Raw genomic sequence first — 19421 nt, 5'->3', positions numbered from 1 at the left:
GTGGGCGCTCGCGGTGCTGGTCCCGGTGAGCGGCAGTCGCCTGCGGCGCTGATCAGGTGGACGGTGGGCGCCCGTAGCGCTGATCAGGGCGAGCGGCAGTCGCCTCGGGGGTAGAAGGTGAGCGCCTGTGGTGCTGGTCAAGGTGGACGGCAGGGGCCCGTGGCACTGCTCGGGGTAAGTGGCTGGTCGCAGCGCTGGTTCGCGGCCCGTGGCGCTGCTCAGGGTTGTAGCCGGTCGCAGCGCTGATTCGTGGTGGTTGCTCTCAGGTGATGAGTCGGCGTCCGGGGTGGATGGCCGCCTGCCGGAGGGTGCGTCGTCAGCAGTTGGTGGGCGCCCTGGGCGGCGGGCGCCCTGGTTAACGGGCGCCCTGGTTGACGGGCGACCGGAGTTGGCTAGCGACCGGAGTTGGCTGGCGCCCATGGTTGGTGGACGTCCGGGGTTGGTCGACGTCCGGGGTTTTGGGCGTTGACGGGTGGTGGGTGTTCGGGGTTGGGGTGTTCCTTGTGCTGAGGGTGCGGTGGTGTCAGGCGGGGCGGATGGTTCCTCGGTAGGCGGTTCGGTAGTAGGCGGAGGTCAGGAAGTTGGTTCTTCGTACTACGTCGCCGGTTCGGGGGGCGTGGATCATGATGTTGTCGCCCAGGTAGAGCGCTACGTGGGTCGGGTCGCCGGGGCCGCCGAAGAAGAGGAGGTCGCCCTTGCGCCTGGAGGCGAGGGGGACTCTGCGGCCCTGGCGGAACTGGGTGCCGGTGTAGTGGGCGAGCCTTACTCCGGCCTTGGACCAGGCGTAGAGGGTGAGGCCGCTGCAGTCGAAGCCTCTTGTGTTCGCGCCGGTGCCGACTCCGATGGTGGGGCCTCTTGAGGAGCCACCGCCCCAGGAGAACGAGACGCCAAGCTGGGAAAGGGCGGCGGCGGCTGCGATTTCGCCCTTGTGCTTCGGGCGCTTTCTGGGTTTTTTCGGCTTCGGTTTCTTGGGGCGGTGGGGGGCCGGGCAGCGAGTGGTGGCGGTTGCTGCGGCGCCGGCGGCGGGGATGGTGAGGGTGGCCCTGAGGCATGGAGTGGGGGTGGCTCTGGCGAGGGTGGGGTGGGCTCCTGTGACGGTCAGGAGGCCGCTGCTGAGGATGACCGACAGTTGGGTGATGTGGTGGCGGGTGTTCATCAGTGGCTCCTTCGTCGTGATGAGGGACGAGAGCCAGGATCACGTGGGTGAAGCGGGGGCGGAGGGGCCGAACGGGGTTCTGTGGATGAGTGGGTGTTGAGCGTCTTGGGTTGTGGACAGCCGCCCGGTGTCAGGGGCCTCGTGCGAGCACCGAGTGGATGTAGGCCGGGCGTGCGCCTGCACGGAGGCGGGGGCGTGCCTGCGCGGAAGGACGGGGGGCGTGCCTGCGCGGAAGGAGGGGGAGTGTGGAAGCTGTGCGGGTTCGCCGCGCCGACGCCAGGTGGACGCCCCGAGGCCGCGTGTGACGTGAGGCGGGCGCCTGGGGGGTGCGGGCGTCACAGGATGCCAAGCCCTGGGGAGTGGAGGGGGTGCCTAGTCGGGGCTCGGGGGGTGGGGGCCTGGGCTTTTTGGGGTGGGTTGGGTTAGGGCTTTTGTTCGGCTATTCGGGCGAAGGAGTCGACGGTGAGTTGTTCGCCTCTGGCCGAGGGGTCCACGCCGGCGGCTCTCAGTGCCGTTTCCGCCAGGGACGGACTTCCGGCCCAGGACGCCAGGGCGGCCCTCAGGGTCTTGCGGCGCTGGGCGAAGGCGGCGTCCACGACGGCGAAGACCTCTTCCCTGGTGGCCGTGGTGGCCGGCGGTTCGCGGCGGGTCAGGGAGACCAGGCCGGAGTCGACGTTCGGGACGGGCCAGAACACCGTACGGCCGACCGGGCCCGCCCGGCGTACGTCGGCGTACCAGGCGGCCTTGACCGACGGCACGCCGTACACCTTGGAGCCGGGACCGGCGGCGAGGCGGTCGGCCACCTCCAGTTGCACCATGACCAGGCCCTTGCGCAGCGAGGGCAGCGTCTCCAGGAGGTGGAGCACCACGGGGACGGCCACGTTGTACGGGAGGTTGGCCACCAGGGCCGTGGGGTCGTGACCGGCGAGGTCGTCGAGGGAGATCTTCATGGCGTCGGCGTTGACGACCGTGAGCCGGTCGGACGGGCCGCGCTCGGCGACGGTGAGGGGCAGTTGGGTGGCCAGGACCGGATCGATCTCGACGGCCACCACGTGCGCGGCCTCAGGCAGGAGCGCCAGGGTGAGCGAGCCGAGGCCGGGCCCGACCTCGATGACCACGTCGTCGGCCGACAGGTCGGCCACGCGGACGATGCGCCGGACGGTTCCCGCGTCGATCACGAAGTTCTGGCCTAGCTTTTTCGTGGGGCGAAGATCTAGCTTGTTCGCCAAAATACGTATTTCTGCAGGGCCCAACAGCCTCATCATCCAACCAGTCTCCCGCATCGAAGAACCTGCGATGGCGGATGGGGGAGACCTAAGGAGAGGATGGCGTGGAACAGGAAGGGACGTCCCTGATGGAGCCAACGGGCGCCGCGCCGCTCCGTCCGACCGATCTGCGGGAGATCGGGCCCTACCGCCTGCTCGGACGACTCGGCGAAGGCGGCATGGGGACCGTCTTCCTCGCCAGGGCCCCGACGGGGCGATTCGTCGCGCTCAAGGTGGTGAAGGCGGAGTTCGCCAACCAGGAGGGGTTCGCCGCCCGCTTCCACGCCGAGGTGGACAACGCGCGCCGGGTGGCGTCGTTCTGCACGGCTCAGGTGCTCGACAACGGCAACACCGGGGACGGACGTCCCTACATGGTGACCGAGTACATCGCGGGCACTCCCCTTTCCGACCAGATCGCGACTTTCGGGGCACTCGACCCGGGGCCGCTGCACGGCGTGGCGCTGGGGGTCGCCGCGGCGCTGGCGGCGATCCACGTGGCCGGGCTGGTGCACCGGGATCTGAAGCCGGCGAACGTCATCCTGTCGCTGTCCGGGCCGCGGGTGATCGACTTCGGGATCGCCAGGGCGCTGGACCGGGACACCGGGTTCACGCTCTCCGGGGAACTGCTTGGCAGCCCCGGATGGTGGGCTCCCGAGCAGGTGCGGGGTGAGCTGGTGTCCCCGGCGGCGGACATCTTCGCCTGGGGGTGCCTGGTGGCGTACTCGGGCAACGGGCGGCATCCGTTCGGGCGGGGCGATCCCATCACGATGGCGACCCGCGTGCTGAACACGCCGCCCGAGCTCGGCGCGCTTCCCGCGCCGCTCAACGAGCTGGTACGCCGTGCCACCGCCATGGATCCCACCCATCGGCCCACGGCCCAGGAGCTTCTGATCGCCTTGGTGGGCGGGAGCACTCCGGCTCTCTCCGACAATCCGCCTACGTTGGTCGCCACGGAGATGCTGACCGACTGGGAGCCGCCGCAGAACGTCGTGGACGAGCCGGACGTCACGGCCACGTTCACCACCCCGCCGCCGAGCGACGCGACAGGCGCGCGTACCCCCGGCCCCAGTACCGCCCCGCGGCCGGAAGCAGGTGCGCGGCCGGAAGCGGGGGCGGGGCGGCCCAAGGTGCCTGGGGCGTTCGGGGCCGATGCCGGGCCCGATGTTCGGAACGCTTCCGGAGGGGCCGCCGGCTTAGCGGGCGGGCAGGCGGGGGCGCGGCAGGCGTCCCCGGACGAGCTGGCGCGGCGCGAGGAGCAGGCCGCCCGCGACGAGCTGGCCCGCTGGGAAGCCGAGGCGCAGGCCCGCCGCCAGGAGCAGGAGCGCCAGCTTGAGCAGGCCCGCCAACTGGCACGCAGGCAGTCCGCCTCGGGCGGGCAACCGGCACGCTCCCGGCCGACCACCGAGCCGCGGCCTCCCTACGAGTCGCGGCCCCCCACCGAGTCCCGGCCGACCACCGAGTCACGGCCCCCCATCAAGTCCCGCCCGACCACCGAGTCACGGCCGACCACCGACACCCGGCCCGCCACCGACTCCCAACCCTTCACCGGCCCCCGATCCGCCGCCGAGCGTCGATCCGCCGCTGAGCATCGATCCGGCCTCGGGCCCCGGAGCGGCGAGGGCACGGACCCGGGCGTCCTGACGTATGCCCCCGACGAGCCGGACACCCTGGGCGGCACCCGCACGAAGGGCACCCGCTGGTTGATCGCCGCCGCGGCCGCCGTCCTGGCGATCGTGGTCACCGTCACCGTCCTGATCGTGAACTCCGGCCGCACCCCCTCCTCCGTCGCCACCTCCAACAGCCCCTCCAGGGCCGTGACGAACCCGCGTCCGGGCGACGTGGGCCGCAGGTTCGCGCTGGGCGGGAACTTCGACGACCCGGTGGTGGTCGTGCCGGAGGCGCCGGAGTGCGGGTTGAAGGAGTTCGAGGGGCAAACCACCACGAAGGGGCAGCTCTGCGTGGTCCACTGGACCGTGATCAATCCAGGCGGTGAACGCCGCCGGCTCGTCCGGCCGGTCGTCACCATGGTCGACGACAAGGGCGGCGAGCACGACCCCGCCCCGGTCACCCTGCCCCCGGCCCTCCAGCCGGGCGGGCGGGTGGACGGCGCCTTCGTGTTCGACCTGGCGCCTTATCGCAAACCCGTGAAGCTGTCCGCGACCATGCTGGAGAACGGCCGACAGATCGAGGTCGCCCTGTGAGCCCCGTCCGAACGCTCCCCGCCGGCGCTTTCCGGGCGGTGGCGATGGCCGTCCTGCTCGCCGCCGGCGGCGCCCTGTCACCGGCGCCCGCCGCCGCGTCGGCGGTGGCCTGCGCCGGAGCCGCCGACTTCGACGGTGACGGCGCGGACGACGTGGCCGTGGGCGACCCGTTCGGCGACGGGCAGAAGGGGTCGGTCCACCTGCTGTCGGGCGCCAAGGTGACCCCCGTCGCCGTGCCGGGGCCGGTCAAGGGGGACGGGCTGGGCTGGTCCGTACGGCTGGCCGACGTCAACGGCGACTCCTGCGCCGACCTGCTGATCGGCGCCCCCTTCGCGGACGTGGACGGCGAGCAGGACGCGGGCAGCGTCTACGTCGTCTACGGCGGCAAGGCCGGGCCCCCGCAACGCCTGACCGCCCCGCAGCCGCAGCGGTTCGCGCACTTCGGCTGGTCGCTGGCGGCCAGGGGCGGCCTGACGGTGATCGGCGCGCCCTACGAGGACGACGGCCAGATCGAGGACGCCGGCGCGGTCTACGTGCGCCAGGGCTCGGGCGCGCTGCGCCGGATCAGCCAGGAGACCGTGGACGTGCGCGGCAACAGCGAGGTCGGCGACCAGTTCGGCTGGTCGCTGGCGATCGGGCCACGCAACGGCCTGGTCGTGGGCGTCCCGTACGAGAACGACGACGGCGCGGGACGGCAGGTCCAGGCCGGCAAGATCGACTCGGGGTCGGTGGTCTTCATCGACGACGTGCTGGCTCCCCGGATCGTGAGCCTCAAGCTCGACTCGCCCACCAAGGCCTCCGGCGACCGGTACGGCTACGCGGTCGCCTACGCCGAGGGCAACGGTTACGCCGTCAGTGCGCCCGGCCCCGGCTACGTGCAGCTCCTCGACCCGAGCAGGAAGCAGACGAGGATGCTGAAGCAGGGCGGCAGGCAGGCGTTCGGCTTCTCGATGGCCGCCTCCTCGGACGGCAGGCTGGCCGTCGGCGCGCCCTACGGCGGCGGCGTCCAGGTGTTCTCGTGGAAGAACCCGGCCGACGACCGGAAGCTCGCGACGGCCGAGGGGCTGTTCGGCTGGTCGGTGGCCTTCAGCGGGAACAAGCTCTTCGTGGGCCAGCCGGACGGGCCGCCGTACGGGAAGGTCGCGGTGGCGCCGCGCAACGCCGACGACGTGCAGTCGGTGCAACCCCCCAAGGGCACCGACTTCGGCACCGCACTGGCCGGGTGACCGAGCCGGGGCCCGGAAAGGGCCCCGGACAGGGGGCCGGAAAGGGCCCCGGACAGGGGGCCGGAAAGGGCCCCGGACAGGGGGCCGGACAGGGGGCCGGACAGGGTGGCGTCAGGTGAACAGGCGGTCGCCGCAGTTGGGCCACTGGGTCTGCCACCGGCCGCCGACCCGCTGGTAGAGCAGCTGTGCCCGGTAGGTCTGCTCCTCCTCGGGCCAGGCGCTCGGCAGGCCGACGCCGCCGACCGCCTGCCACATGGGCAGGCTGAACTGGTACATCCCGTAGTAGGGCCCGTCGGGGTTGTACGCCCGGGGGTCGCCGCGCGCCACGCAGGCGGCCAGCGCCTGCCAGTCGAGCCGGGTCACCTCCCACGGGATCTGTACGGCTCGCGGCGGCATGACCGTGATGACCGTCCCGTCCTCGGGGAAGCTGTCGAGCGGCGGGCGCACCATGGACCCGCGCCGGACGACGACGCGCTCCTGCCTGAGCACCTGCCGGACGGTACGCGCCGTGGTGCGCGCGGCGAGCCGGGTGGCGCCCGCGACCACGTAGACCCTGCGCTCGGTGTACGCCGTGAGCGACATTCCCGACAGCGGCACCGGACGGCCGGGCGGCGCGGACAGGCTGCCGGCCGCCGCCTCGACGTCGAGCTCGGCCAGGGCGTCCCGGACGTTGGTGGCGGTGACCAGGTGGGTCGTGGTGTGGCCGTCGAGGGTCAGCGTGATCAGGCGGGCGTGGCGCACCTCGATGGTGGAGCCGTCGGCGATGCTCTCGCTCAGGGCGGGACGCACGACGTCGCCCTGCCCCACGGACACGCCCGCCTCGCCGAGCGCGTCGGCCACCCGCGCGGCGAAGCCGCGGATCGCCACCGGCGTGCCGTCGACGACCACGACGACGTCCTTGACCAGGTACGAGGCCGCGACCAGCAGGCCGGCGGCCAGCGTACCCAGGACGCACACCACCGGCGTCCACGGAGAACGCCAGGGGATCCGCGGACGCGGCGCACGCCTCCTGCCTCGCACGAACCACCTCCGGAAACGGCCAGGGACCGCCCGAACGCTAGCGGCGGCGGCGCGCCCGCCTCCACCGCTTCACGAAAAGCAGCGAAAAGCCGAACGGAAAGATGGTCACCACTCGCCGAAGACCGTGACTCCGTTGGTGCTGATCGCCGCGCACAACTCGTCCGGATGGACGCCCTTGACCTCGGCGAGGCAGCGCAGGGTGAGCGGGATGAGGTAGGGGGCGTTGGGCTTGCCCCGGTACGGGACCGGCGGCAGGTAGGGGGCGTCGGTCTCGACGAGCAGGAGCTCCATGGGGGCCACGGCGGCGGCCTCGCGCAGGTAGCCGGCGTTCTTGTAGGTGACGGGCCCGGAGAAGGACATGAAATATCCGGCTTCCGCGCACTTTTTCGCCATTTCGGCGTCGCCTGAGTAGCTGTGGAACACCACCTTGTCCGGCGCGCCCTGCTCGGCCAGCACCTTCAGGACGTCGTCGTGCGCGTCCCGGTCGTGGATGACCAGCGCCTTGCCGGTGCGCTTGGCGATCTCGATGTGCGCGCGGAAGCTCGCGTGCTGGTCGTCCTTGCTCGCCCAGTCGCGGAAGTAGTCGAGGCCGGTCTCCCCCACCGCGCGGACGTCGGCCTGCCCGGCGAGCGACTCGATCTCGGCCAGCACCTCGGGGGTCGCCTCGTGGGCCTCGTTGGGGTGGATGGCGACCCCGGCGTACACGCCTTCCTGCTCGGCCGCCACCTCGGCGTTCCAGCGCGAGGAGGGCAGGTCGTACCCGATGGTGACCAGCCTGGTCACGCCGACCTCGCGGGCGTCCCGCAGGATGGACCGCACGGTGGCCGCCGCCGCCTGGGCGGCCTGGGCCACCGGGTCGCCCGAGGACGCCTGCCTGTTGCCGACCATGATGTCCAGGTGGCAGTGGCTGTCGAACACCGGTGCGGAAAGCGGCTCGGGCGCGGCGGGAATCTTGCTCACGCATCTAAAGTAGCCTCCATGCGCTTCGGCATTCTCGGCAGCACCCGGGCATGGGACGCGGCCGGCGTCGACGTACCTCTGGGTGGTCCGGCCAGGCGCGCGCTGCTGGCGTTGCTGCTCGTCCGTCCGGGCGAGATCGTCAGCCAGGACCGCCTGATCGACCTCCTGTACGGCGACCGCTCGCCGAAGAACGCCCAGCACGCCCTGCACTCCCAGGTCTCCCGCCTGCGGGGCGACGGGATCCCGGTCGAGCTGACGCCCGCCGGCTACCGGCTGCCGGCGGCCCCCGGCGACATCGACGCCGGCCGTTTCCTGCACCTCGCCGACACCGGCCGCGCCACCCTCCTCGGCCACCACCCCGCCGAAACCGACAGGGCGGGCGACGGCCGGGCCGACGCCGCCCTGGCCGGGACGTTGTTGCGGGAGGCGCTGGCCCTCTGGCGCGGGCCCGCGTTCGCCGACCTCGACCCCGTGCACGGCGCGCCGCTGGAGGAGCGCCGCCTGGCCGCGCTGGAGGACCGCATCGAGGCCGACCTGCGCTGCGGCGGCCACCAGGGCGTCATCCCCGAGCTGGGCGAACTGGTCCAGCGCCACCCCCTGCGCGAACGGCTGCGCGGCCAGCTCATGCGGGCGCTGCGCGCCGACGGCCGGCCGGCCGAGGCGCTGGTGCTCTACGAGGAGACCCGGCGGCTGCTGGCCGAGGAGCTCGGCGCCGACCCCTCCCCCGAGCTCGCCGCCCTGCACCGCTCTCTCCTGCGCGGCGCGACCGACCCGCCCCCGACCCCTCCCCGGGCCCCGGCCCCGGCGCCCCGGGCCGGGACGGGCCCGGCGGCGGTGCCGCTGCCCGGCAGGCTCACCAGCTTCGTCGGCCGCGACGGCGACCTGGCCGAGGTCCGGGCGCTGCTGGCCGCCGCCCGTCTCGTCACGCTGCTCGGGCCCGGCGGCGCGGGCAAGAGCCGGCTGGCGGTCGAGCTGGCCAGAGACCACCGCGACGCCGTCCTGGTCGAGCTGGCCCCGCTCGGCCCGGGGGCCGACCTCGCGCGAGCGGTCCTCGCGGCGCTGGGCGTACGCGACGGCGCGCTGCTGGGGGCCGCGGCGCTGGGCGCGTCCGGTGAGCCTGATCCTTTGGCCCGCCTGGTCGCGGTGCTCGCCGATCGGCCGGTCCTGCTGGTCCTGGACAACTGCGAGCACGTCGTCGGCGAGGCCGCGGCGCTGGCCGAGCGGCTGCTGTCGGCGTGCCCGGCGTTGCGCGTGCTGGCCACGAGCCGCGAGCCGCTCGCGATCACCCCCGAACACCTGTGGCCGGTACGCCCCCTCACCCCCTCCGACGCCCGCACGCTCTTCACCGACCGGGCCAAGGCCGTACGTCCTGGTTTCACCCCTGGTGAGCCGGTCGAACGCATCTGCGCCGCGCTCGACGGCCTCCCGCTGGCCATCGAGCTGGCGGCCGCCCGCATGCGTACGCACGAGGCCGGCGAGCTGGCCGAACGCCTGGCCGGTCAGGGCCGGTTCAGCCTGCGCGGCAGCCGTACGGCCGACGCCCGGCACCAGACGTTGCGCGCGGTCGTCGCCTGGAGCTGGGAGCTGCTCACCGAGCCCGAACAGGCCATGGCCATGCGCCTGACCGTCTTCTCCGGCGGGGCCACCGCGGCCGCCGCAGCGGCCGTCTGCGGCCTGCCCGAGCACCTGCTCGACTCGCTGGCCGACAAGTCGCTCCTGGAGGTGTCGGGCGGCCGCTACCGCATGCTGGAGACGATCCGGGCGTTCTGCGCCGACCGGCTCGGCGCGGAGGCCGCGACCTTCCGGCGGGCGCACGCCGCGTACTTCCTCGCCCTGGCCGAGGAGGGCGACCCCCGGCTGCGGGGCGCGGAGCAGTTGCCGTGGCTGGCCCGGTTCGCGGCCGACCACGACAACCTCCAGGCGGCGCTGCGCTGGACGGTGGAGCAGGGCGAGGTGGCGCTCGGGATGCGGCTGCTGGCCGCGCAGACGTTCTCGCTGTGGATGCGCGGCATGCGCGCGGTTCCCGCCAAGGAGGCGGCGGCCCTGCTGGAGGCCGCCGGTCCACGGCCCGATCCCGCGCTGGGGGACGCGTACCTGCTGACCCTGCTCACCGCGGCGAGCGGGCGGCGCGAGCTGTGGGAGCGCCACAAGGACGGCGCCAAGACGATGATCGCGGCGGACGGCCTGCGGAACCCGGTCGTCACCTGCCTGTGGCCGATGGTCACCTCGGCGTCGGTCGACCCCGCCGTCACGATCGCGCTGATCCGGCGCGGTGAGCGCGGCCCCGACGCGTGGGAGACGGCCGCCACCCGGCTGATCTGGGCCTACCCGCGAATGGCGGCCGGCGAGTTCGCCGCCGCCGAGGCGGACCTCAAGGCGGCCCTCCAGGGTTTCCGCGGCCTCGGCGAGCGCTGGGGCTCGGCGATGACGCTCGACGCCCTGGCCTGGCTGGCCAGCACGTGCGGCGACGAGGCCACCGCGCTGGCCCGCACCGAGGAGGCCATCACGCTGGCCGAGCAGCTCGGCGCGGAGGAGGACCTGGCCGACCACTACTGCAACCGGGGCGACTACCGCATCCGGCACGACCTGGCCGGCGCGCGGGCCGACTACGAGCGCGCGGCGGAGCTGGCCGGGCGTACGGGCGGCGCGATCCTGCCGGCGGCCCTGCGCGGCCTGGGCGACGTGGCGGTACGCGAGGGCGACCTGGTCCGGGCCCGGGAGCTCTACGAGGATGCGTTGCGCCGGTCCGACCCGGTCTGGGTGAAGACGTCCGGGAACATGGCCAGGCTGCTCGTCGGGCTCGGACGGCTGGCCGCAGCCGAGGGCGACAAGGCCGGGGCGCGGGCCTCCTACCTGCGGGCGATGGAGAGCACGGTCACCTCGGGCGCGTTGTCGGAGAGCGTCAGGGCGATCGAGGCGCTGGCGGTGCTGGCCTTCGACGACGATCCGGCGGCGGCGGCCACGCTGCTCGGCGCCGCCGTCGCGATCCGCGGCATCGACGTGCCCGAGGACGAGCACGTCGCCGGGCTGTCGCGGCGGCTGCGCGAGGCGCTGGGCGAGCAGGGGTACGCGGGGGCGCGGCGCGCGGGCGCGCGGCTCTCCCACCGGGAGGCGCTGATGCTGGCCGGCGTCCCGGCGGAGGTCATCGACGCCTCCCCCCTGCACTCCCTCGACGACTTCCCGCTCCACGACCCGGCCTGAGACGCGGGATATCCCGAGCAAGGGCACAGAGGGCGGTGAGCGTGGGGTGAGGGGGCGGTGAGCGGGCCCCGGCAGGCTCTCAGGCATGGACATCCTGATCTCCGGCGCGAGCGTCGCCGGTCCCGCCCTGGCCCTCCACCTCATCCGCTCCGGCCACCGCGTCACCGTCGTCGAACGCGCCCCCGCCCTGCGTGAGGGCGGCTACTCCGTCGACTTCCGCGGCGAGGCGCACATGACCGCGCTGCGCGCCCTCGGCATCCTCGCCGACGTCGAGCGCCTCCAGACCCACATGGGCGACATGTCGTACGTCAACGAGTCCGGCAGGAAGCTCGCCTCCGTGCCCGGCGACCTGTTCTCCGGCGACGTCGAGATCCTCCGCGGCGACCTGGCCCGCATCCTCCACGACGCCACGAAGGACCGCGCCGAGTACGTCTTCGGCGACTCCATCACCTCCCTCGCCCAGGACGCGGACGGGGTGACGGTGACGTTCGAGCGGGGCGCGGGGCGCAGGTTCGACCTCGTGGTGGGCGCGGACGGCCTGCACTCCAACGTGCGCTCGCTGGCCTTCGACGCGCCGGAGGCCGCCGTCACCAGCCACCTCGGGCTCTACTGCGCGGTGTTCACCCTCGACAACTACCTGGGCCTCGACCACACGGGCCTGCTCCACAGCACGCCCGGCAAGACGGTCGGCCTCTACAGCGCCAGGAACAACACCGAGGCCAAGGCCATGTTCTACTTCGGCTCACCGCCGCTGGAGCACGACCGCCGGGACGTCACCCGGCAGAAGGAGCTGCTGGCCGAGGCGTACCGGGGGGTCGGCTGGGAGACGCCCAAGCTGCTGCGCAGGATGTGGGACGCCGACGACTTCTACTTCGACTCCACCAGCCAGGTGCACCTGGACTCGTGGTCGCGCGGCCGGGTGGCGCTGATCGGCGACGCCGCCTGCTGCCCGTCGCCGCTGTCGGGCATGGGCACGGGCCTCGCGCTGGTCGGCGCGCACGTGCTGGCGGGCGAGCTGGCCGCGGCCGGCGGCGACCACCGGACCGCGTTCGCCCGCTACGAGCAGGAGGTGCGCGCCTACGCCACCGGCTGCCAGAAGTCGGCCGTGGGCGTCAGCAAGTTCATGGTGCCGGAGAACCGGCTGATGGCCTGGTTCATGAACCAGAACTACAAGATCATGCCGTATCTGCCGTGGAAGGGCGTGATAGCGAAGTCGGTCAGGAAGACCGCCTCCGCCATCACGCTCAAGGACTACGGCCTCAGTCGGCCAGCCGGCCCAGCTCCTCTTCGACGACCTTCTGGTCGAGCTTCTTGAACAGCGGCACGGGCGGCGCGAGCGGGGTGCCGGGCTTGATCGGCCGGTGCTCCCAGCGCGCGGCGCCGTCGTACTCGCCGGTGATGACGGGGTAGGGGGCGCCGCCGTCTTCGTCGACCTCGCGGATCTCCGGCATGCCGGACCAGACGCCCTGGCCGCCGAGCATCGAGAAGACCTTGTTGGACGAGCCCGGCAGGAACGGCGTGAGCATCGTCTTGGCGTCGTCGACGACCTGGAGGGCCACGTGGAGGATCGACTTCTGCCGCTCGATGTCGTCCTTGAGCTTCCAGGGCTCCTGCTCGGCCAGGTACTTGTTGGCCTCGCGGACGACGTCGAACGCCTCGGTGATCGCGTTCTTGAACCGCGACCTGCCCAGCTCGGCGCCCACCGGGGCGAACGCGTTGCGCGAGCGCTCCAGCATGGCCCGGTCGGCGTCGGTCAGGTCGCCGGCCTCGGGCACGACGCCGAAGTTCTTGGACGCCATCGAGATCGACCGGTTGACCAGGTTGCCCCAGGCGGCGACGAGCTCGCCGTTGTTGCGGTTGACGAACTCCTGCCAGGTGAAGTCGGTGTCCTGGTTCTCGGGGCCGGCCACCGCGATGTAGTAGCGCAGGGCGTCGGCGTCGTAACGCGCCAGGAAGTCGCGCACGTAAATTACTACTTGCCTGGAGGAGGAGAACTTCTTGCCCTCCATCGTCAGGAACTCGCTGGAGACCACCTCGGACGGCACGTCGAGCGCGCCGAGCGCGCCGGGCGAGCCGCCGCGCGCGCCGATGCCGCTGTAGCCGAACAACATCGCCGGCCAGATCTCGGCGTGGAAGACGATGTTGTCCTTGCCCATGAAGTAGTAGCCGCGGGCGTCGGGGTTCTGCCACCACTGACGCCAGGCGTCGGGGTCGCCGGAGCGCCTGGCCCACTCGATGGAGGCCGACAGGTAGCCGATGACCGCGTCGAACCACACGTACAGGCGCTTGTTGGGCTGGTCGCGCCACCCCTCCAGCGGGATCGGCACACCCCAGTCGAGGTCGCGGCTGATCGCGCGGGGCTGGAGGTCGCCGAGCAGGTTGAGGGCGAACTTCAGCACGTTGGGCCGCCACTCGCCCTGCTTGGACTGCAGGTAGGAGCCCAGGACCTCGGCGAAGGCGGGCAGGTCGAGCATGAAGTGCTCGGTCTCGACGAAGACGGGGGTCTCGCCGTTGATGCGGCTCTTGGGGTTGATGAGCTGGATCGGGTCGAGCTGGTTGCCGCAGTTGTCGCACTGGTCGCCGCGCGCGCCGTCGTAGCCGCAGATGGGGCAGGTGCCCTCGATGTAGCGGTCGGGCAGGGTACGGCCGGTCGAGGGCGAGATCGCGCCCATCGTGGTCTTGGGGAAGATGTAGCCGTTGTCGTAGAGGCCCTTGAAGATCTGCTGCGTGACGGCGTAGTGGTTCTTCGTCGTGGTCCGGGTGAACAGGTCGTAGGAGAGCCCGAGACCGGTCAGGTCTTCGGCGATCACCCTGTTGTACCTGTCGGCCAGCTCGCGGGCGCTGACGCCCTCCTTGTCGGCCTGCACCTGGATCGGAGTGCCGTGCTCGTCGGTGCCGGACACCATCAGCACCTTGTTTCCCGCCATCCGCTGGTAGCGGCTGAAGACGTCGGACGGCACGCCGAAACCCGAGACGTGCCCGATGTGGCGGGGGCCGTTAGCGTACGGCCACGCGACGGCGGTCAAGATGTGCTGGGACATGACCTAAGCCTACGGGGCCCGGCCCCGCTCCTCGTCCAAACCCCCAACCCCCGCGCGGAAAGACGGAAGCCGGCGCCGGCACGTGGCCGGCGCCGGCTCCCACCGGGACGCGGAGGACCCTAGCGCTTGGACTTCTCCAGGGAGACCGCCTCAGCGGCCTCCTCGGCCGCCTTGGCGGCCACGTCGATCGAGCTCTCCTTGGTCCGGCGGATGCCGAGGATGCTGATGAACAGCGAGGCGAAGATCGTCTGGAAGCTCATGACGAGCGCCGTGGCGGCCGGGACGACCATGCGCAGCGACTCGCGCGGGTCGAGCGCGCCGAAGCTGCGCACCTGCCAGTGGACCAGCGACATCACCAGGCCGACCAGACCGGCCAGCGCCAGCAGGCCGCCGACCACGAGGCCCTTCTCCAGCGTCACGATGTCGATGATCTTCCGGATCCGCCGCGACTCGGGCAGGAAGCCCTCCTCGGCCGCGTAGACCTTCGTGAACACCGCGAACAGCGCCGCCTGGAAGCCGATCACGACCAGCGCCGACGACCCGACCAGGGTGTCGACGTCGAAGGCCAGCTCGCCGATCTCCACCGGCCCGAACGTCAGCGCCGTGCCCGCGATCAGGCCGAGGACCATCAGGAACACGCCGGGGTAGAAGAACAGCCACTTGGGGCTGTAGAGCAGCAGGAAGCGCAGGTGGCGCCAGCCGTCGCGCCAGGAGCGCAGGTGCGGCGGGCGCGAACGGCCGTCGGGCGAGAGCGTGGTGGGCACCTCGCGCACGTCGAGGCCGGACAGCGTGGAGCGGACGACCATCTCGGAGGCGAACTCCATGCCCCCGGTCTGGAGGTGGAGGCGCAGGATCGAGTCGCGCCGGAAGCCACGCAGGCCGCAGTGGAAGTCGCCGATGGCCGACGGGAAGAACAGCCGGCCGATGAACGACAGCACCGGGTTGCCCAGGTAGCGGTGGAGCGGGGGCATGGCCCCGGGGGCGATGCCGCCCTTGAACCGGTTGCCCATCACGAGGTCGGCGCCGTCGCGGAGCTGCTCGACGAACGGGAGCAACGAGGTGAAGTCGTAGGAGTCGTCGGCGTCGCCCATGATCACGTACTTGCCGCGGGCGGCGCGGATGCCGCCCATGAGGGCGTTGCCGTAGCCCTTCTCGTCGACGTGGACGACACGGGCACCGGCATCACGCGCGAGCTGCTGCGAGCCGTCCGTGCTGCCGTTGTCGGCGATCAGGACTTCCCCTTCGATTCCGTGCTCCTCCATGCACGCCAATGCCTTGCGCACACAGACTTCCACGGTCTCCGCCTCGTTGAGGCAGGGCATGACCACCGTCAGTTCCACGTCTCAACCCTTCAGTAATAAGGCTCTTCCAGTGAACCATCATGCCCTGTGCCCGGCGTGCTCGGGTCAAGACCTAAAAACGACTGGCATTCTTTACAGCATGGTGAGCGTCGCGGAGATTACCCCTGTGGACCACTCCGCTCCTGGCCGGGCAGCTCGCGTGCTGTCCCTCGTGCGCCGTCATCGCGTGTTCGCCGTGGCCTTCGGCGTCGGCGCCGTGCTGCGGCTGATCACCATGCTCGGTTACGGCCCGGCGATGTGGTTCAACGACTCCTACGAGTACGTCAACGTGGCGCTGCACCCCAGGCCCCACCCGATCAGGCCCGACGGCTACAGCTTCTGGCTGATGCTGCTCAAGCCGTTCCACAGCTTCACGCTCGCCATCTTCACGCAACACCTGATGGGCCTGGCCGCGGCCGCGCTCATCTACGCCCTGCTGCGCTGCAAGTTCGCGCTGCCCAAGTGGGCGGCCACGCTCGCGGCGGCGCCGGTGCTGTTCGACGCCTACCAGATCCAGCTTGAGCAGATGGTCATGTCCGACACCCTGTTCACGCTGCTGGTCGTGGGCGTGGTGACGCTGGTGCTGTGGAAGCGGCGGCTGTCGTGGCGGGCCGGGATCGTGGTCGGGCTGCTGCTCGCGCTGACCTGGCTGACCCGGTCGATCGGCATGCCGATCCTCGGGCTCGTGGTGCTGTACCTGATCGTCCAGCGCACCGGGTGGCGGCCCATCGTGGCGGTCATCGCGGCGTGCGCGGTTCCCGTTCTTAGCTATATGGGTTGGTTTTCGACAAATTACGGCAAATTCGCGATGACCAACAGCGACGGGCTCATCCTCTACATGCGTACCGCGATCTTCGCCGACTGCAACGAGATGAAGATCGACAAGTACAAGGAGGTGCAGCTTCTCCTGTTGTGCATCAACGACCCGGTCAACCAGCGCAAAGACTACGCACAGTGGTATCTGTGGGGCCAGGGCAACGGCGACGGCACGGGCACCGGCGAGGTCCTCCACCGGTGGGGCATCAACAAGAAGTTCAGCGGCATCACCAACGACGCGGCCAGCGCGTTCGCGACGCGGGCGATCCTGTCCCAGCCGGGCGACTACCTGAAGGTGGTCGCGCGCGACTTCTTCCGCTCCTTCCACTGGGGACGGCCGCGCTTCCCGGACGAGTCGACGTACAACATGTACCAGTTCAAGCCCTATTACGAGGTGGACGACACCGGGCGGCCCAAGCGCCTGCCGAAGTGGTCCTCCTACGGGGGCGGCCACACCGACACCGACGCGTTCAGCTACGAGCAGGGCCCGCCCGAGACCAGGATCGTCCACCCGTGGGCGGACATCATGAGCGGCTACCAGAAGATCTTCTACCTGCGCGGCATCATGCTCGGCGGCATCATGCTGATCGGCCTGTACGGCATCGTCGTCCGCTGGCGCAGGTTCGGCGGCCCGGTGGCGCTGCCCTGGCTGGGGGCGTTCGGGCTGTTGCTGGCCCCGGCGGCGACGGCCGAGTTCGACTACCGCTACGTGCTGCCGGCCGTCCCGCTGGCCTGCATCGCGGCGGCCATCACGCTGCGCAAGGGCGTCACTTGGGGGCGGCGGTCACCCAAGAGCGCATCAGCATCCGAGCCCACCACTGTGTCTGCGTGAGCGTCTCGGCCGTGAGCACCGGCTGCAGCCACCAGAAGTTGATCAGCACGATCATCGCGAACGCGCCCACGAAGGCCGCCCCGACGGCCCTGCGCGTGGGCGGCGCGTCGGCCCGGCCGAGCACGAGCCCGGCCATCAGCACGACCGCCAGCACCATGAACGGCACCACCGGCAGCATGTAGAACAGGTACATCGTGCGGTCGTCGGCCAGGGCGTAGTAGAACCAGGGCAGCCAGCCCATCGCGTACGCCAGCAGCACCGCCCCGGCCCGCCAGTCGCGGCTCCTGGCGTACAGGACGGCCGTGCCCGCCAGCGCGAGCAGCGCGCCGAACCACAGGGCGGGGGTGCCGGTCCCGTGGATCGCCTGCGCGCACGCGGAGGCCCCGCACGCCGACGGCGGCACGTCGGCGGGGTAGTAGAACGACACCGGGCGGACGAGCAGCGGCCACGTCCAGGGGTCGGACATGTACTGGTGGTACTCGTGCACCCCGCTGTGGAAGGTGAAGACCTGCCACTGGTACTGGATCCATGAGCGCATGGAGTCGAACAGGAAGAAGAAGGGGCCGGAGGAGGTGGCCTGGTCCCAGTTGCGGCCGTAGCCGTTGGCGGAGGCGAACCAGCCGGTCCAGGTGGCCATGTAGGCCACGAAGGGGATGACGGTGAAGGAGAGCAGGGCGTGGGGGAGGTCCTTGTTCCAGGCTCCGGCGTAGGGGCGTTTGAGTCCGATGGCTCGGCGGGCGCCGAAGTCCCACATGAGGGACATGATGGCGAAGGCGACGGCGAAGGCGAGTCCGGACCATTTGACGGACATGGCGAAGGCGAGGCAGACGCCGGCGGCCAGGCGCCAGGGCCGGGCGCCGAGCCAGGGGCCATGGGGCGAGACGGGCGAGTTCTCGTACCAGGCGACCAGCCGTTCCCGGGCGCGGTCGCGGTCGACCACCAGGCAGGCGAACGCTGCCAGCACCCAGAACATCAGGAACACGTCGAGCAGCGCCGTGCGGGACAGCACCAGATGCAGGCCGTCGAGCGCGAGCAGCAGCCCCGCCAGGCAGCCCAGCAGCGTCGAACGGGTCATCCGGCGCGCCACCCTGGCCAGCACGAGGATCGACAACGTGCCGACCAGCGCCGCCGCGAACCGCCAGCCGAACGGGTTCATCCCGAACAGCCACTCCCCCGCCGCGATCATCCACTTGCCCAGCGGCGGATGCGCGACGAACGAGGCGCAGTCGGACGACTGGGGGCACTGGCGGAAGATGTCCAGGTTCCCGGCGATGAGCCGCCGGTCGGCGATCGGGTTCTTGGCGTCGCCCAGCATGGCGCGCTCGACGCCGTACCTGAGCAGGGACCAGGCGTCCTTGGCGTAGTAGGTCTCGTCGAAGACGACGGCCTTCGGCTCACCGAGGCGGACGAACCGCAGCAGCCCGCCGAAGAGGGCGACCAGCAGCGGCCCCGCCCAGCCTAAGAGGGGCCGCCCCTGGAACGGCGGGACCAGCCGTCGTGCCGTCTCCCCCATGTCGATCACCCTATGCGTTTGTGCACCAGGTCATAAAGTTCGCGTCTCGGCACGCCCGCGCCCTTGGCCACGTCGGCGATGGCGATCTTCCGCTGCTCTCCCTCGGCCACCCGGCGGTCGACCTCGGCGACCAGCTCGTCCATGTCGGGCTCGCCCGCCCCCGGCACGCGGCCCGCGACGACCACGGTGATCTCGCCCTTGACGCCGCCCGCGGCCCACTCGGCCAGCTCGCCGAGACCGCCGCGGCGCACCTCCTCGTACGTCTTGGTCAGCTCGCGGCAGACGGCGGCGGGCCGGTCGGGCCCGAACGCCTCCGCCATCGCGCCCAGCGACTCGGCCAGCCGGTGGGGGGCCTCGAAGAAGACCATCGTCCGCTCCTCGGCCGCCAGCGCGGACAGCCGCCGCGCCCGGTCGCCGGTCTTGCGCGGTGGGAAGCCCTCGAAGCAGAACCTGTCGCTGGCCAGCCCCGACACGGCGAGCGCCGTGGTGACGGCGCTCGGCCCCGGCAGCGCGGTCACCGTGATGCCCGCCTCGACCGCCAGGTGGGTCAGGCGGTAGCCGGGGTCGGACACCCCGGGCATCCCGGCGTCGGTGATGACCACGACCGTACGGCCCTGTCTCAGCGCCTCGACCAGCTCCTGGGCGCGGCCCGCCTCGTTCTGGTCGTAGTAGGACACCACCCGGCCGCTGATCTCCACGCCCAGCTCGGTGGCGAGCCTGCGCAGCCGTCTGGTGTCCTCGGCGGCCACCACGTCGGCGTCGGCGAGCACCTCCCGCAGCCGCGGCGAGACGTCACCCGCCTGACCGATGGGGGCTCCGGCCAGCACCAACCTGCCTTCTCCAGTCACCC

General features: G+C 71.7%; 13 protein-coding genes. 5 read left to right on the top strand and 8 right to left on the bottom strand.

Features of this window, described 5'->3' with window-relative positions; all coding sequences use genetic code 11:
• Positions 1-523: 523 nt before the first annotated feature.
• Entirely contained in the window at positions 524-1156 is a 633-nt protein-coding gene (locus tag ACFYUV_RS36025; protein ID WP_387676888.1) for an NlpC/P60 family protein, read from the bottom strand.
• 422 nt (positions 1157-1578) lie between these two features.
• Positions 1579-2418 carry a 16S rRNA (adenine(1518)-N(6)/adenine(1519)-N(6))-dimethyltransferase RsmA gene (gene rsmA / locus ACFYUV_RS36020; protein WP_387677464.1) on the bottom strand — a complete coding sequence of 280 codons (840 nt, stop codon included), beginning with the start codon at positions 2416-2418 and terminating at the stop codon, positions 1579-1581.
• A gap of 68 nt (positions 2419-2486) precedes the next feature.
• Here rsmA and ACFYUV_RS36015 point away from each other — a divergent pair, with 68 nt between their 5' ends.
• Together ACFYUV_RS36015 and ACFYUV_RS36010 are read left to right on the top strand one after the other, a co-directional pair.
• Entirely contained in the window at positions 2487-4622 is a 2136-nt protein-coding gene (locus ACFYUV_RS36015) for a protein kinase (protein WP_387676885.1), read from the top strand.
• Positions 4619-5848 carry an FG-GAP-like repeat-containing protein gene (locus ACFYUV_RS36010; RefSeq protein WP_387676882.1) on the top strand — a complete coding sequence of 410 codons (1230 nt, stop codon included), beginning with the start codon at positions 4619-4621 and terminating at the stop codon, positions 5846-5848. The genes ACFYUV_RS36015 and ACFYUV_RS36010 overlap by 4 nt, the downstream gene beginning before the upstream one ends.
• Before the next feature lie 111 nt (positions 5849-5959).
• Here the strand turns inward: ACFYUV_RS36010 and ACFYUV_RS36005 are convergent, their stop codons facing one another.
• Both ACFYUV_RS36005 and ACFYUV_RS36000 read right to left on the bottom strand, forming a co-directional pair.
• Positions 5960-6805, bottom strand: coding sequence for a ubiquitin-like domain-containing protein (locus ACFYUV_RS36005; protein WP_387676880.1), 846 nt, complete (start codon positions 6803-6805; stop codon positions 5960-5962).
• A 168-nt stretch (positions 6806-6973) separates the two neighbouring features.
• Entirely contained in the window at positions 6974-7828 is an 855-nt protein-coding gene (locus ACFYUV_RS36000) for a TatD family hydrolase (RefSeq protein WP_387676877.1), read from the bottom strand.
• Between the two features lie 18 nt (positions 7829-7846).
• Here ACFYUV_RS36000 and ACFYUV_RS35995 point away from each other — a divergent pair, with 18 nt between their 5' ends.
• Together ACFYUV_RS35995 and ACFYUV_RS35990 are read left to right on the top strand one after the other, a co-directional pair.
• Positions 7847-11029, top strand: a complete 3183-nt coding sequence (locus tag ACFYUV_RS35995) for an ATP-binding protein (protein WP_387676874.1) — start codon at positions 7847-7849, stop codon at positions 11027-11029.
• A gap of 85 nt (positions 11030-11114) precedes the next feature.
• Entirely contained in the window at positions 11115-12344 is a 1230-nt protein-coding gene (locus ACFYUV_RS35990; RefSeq protein ID WP_387676871.1) for an FAD-dependent monooxygenase, read from the top strand.
• On the opposite strand, the gene metG is transcribed toward ACFYUV_RS35990, so the two are convergent.
• Positions 12289-14070, bottom strand: a complete 1782-nt coding sequence (gene metG, locus ACFYUV_RS35985) for a methionine--tRNA ligase (RefSeq protein ID WP_387676868.1) — start codon at positions 14068-14070, stop codon at positions 12289-12291. The genes ACFYUV_RS35990 and metG overlap by 56 nt on opposite strands.
• A 119-nt stretch (positions 14071-14189) precedes the next feature.
• Entirely contained in the window at positions 14190-15410 is a 1221-nt protein-coding gene (locus ACFYUV_RS35980; RefSeq protein WP_387676865.1) for a glycosyltransferase, read from the bottom strand.
• Positions 15411-15570: 160 nt separating this feature from the next.
• On the opposite strand from ACFYUV_RS35980, the gene ACFYUV_RS35975 reads away from it, so the two are divergent.
• Positions 15571-17058: a hypothetical protein gene (locus tag ACFYUV_RS35975; RefSeq protein WP_387676862.1), complete on the top strand. Its 1488-nt coding sequence runs from the start codon at positions 15571-15573 to the stop codon at positions 17056-17058.
• Here the strand turns inward: ACFYUV_RS35975 and ACFYUV_RS35970 are convergent.
• Both ACFYUV_RS35970 and rsmI read right to left on the bottom strand, forming a co-directional pair.
• Positions 16994-18571: a dolichyl-phosphate-mannose--protein mannosyltransferase gene (locus ACFYUV_RS35970; protein ID WP_387676855.1), complete on the bottom strand. Its 1578-nt coding sequence runs from the start codon at positions 18569-18571 to the stop codon at positions 16994-16996. The genes ACFYUV_RS35975 and ACFYUV_RS35970 overlap by 65 nt on opposite strands.
• Positions 18572-18576: 5 nt before the next feature.
• Positions 18577-19419 carry a 16S rRNA (cytidine(1402)-2'-O)-methyltransferase gene (gene rsmI, locus ACFYUV_RS35965; protein WP_387676853.1) on the bottom strand — a complete coding sequence of 281 codons (843 nt, stop codon included), beginning with the start codon at positions 19417-19419 and terminating at the stop codon, positions 18577-18579.
• Positions 19420-19421 lie beyond the last annotated feature (2 nt).

Source organism: Nonomuraea sp. NPDC003560 (assembly GCF_042878785.1).
Taxonomy (GTDB): domain Bacteria; phylum Actinomycetota; class Actinomycetes; order Streptosporangiales; family Streptosporangiaceae; genus Nonomuraea.
This window is presented reverse-complemented; position numbering and strand designations above follow the sequence as displayed.

Bases quoted from the DNA above. Each gene is read 5' to 3' on its own strand.
- ACFYUV_RS36025 (WP_387676888.1), bottom strand. From the start codon at position 1,156: ATGAACACCCGCCACCACATCACCCAACTGTCGGTCATCCTCAGCAGC.
- rsmA (WP_387677464.1), bottom strand. From the start codon at position 2,418: ATGAGGCTGTTGGGCCCTGCAGAAATACGTATTTTGGCGAACAAGCTA.
- ACFYUV_RS35995 (WP_387676874.1), top strand. From the start codon at position 7,847: ATGCGCTTCGGCATTCTCGGCAGCACCCGGGCATGGGACGCGGCCGGC.
- ACFYUV_RS35990 (WP_387676871.1), top strand. From the start codon at position 11,115: ATGGACATCCTGATCTCCGGCGCGAGCGTCGCCGGTCCCGCCCTGGCC.
- metG (WP_387676868.1), bottom strand. From the start codon at position 14,070: ATGTCCCAGCACATCTTGACCGCCGTCGCGTGGCCGTACGCTAACGGC.
- ACFYUV_RS35970 (WP_387676855.1), bottom strand. From the start codon at position 18,571: ATGGGGGAGACGGCACGACGGCTGGTCCCGCCGTTCCAGGGGCGGCCC.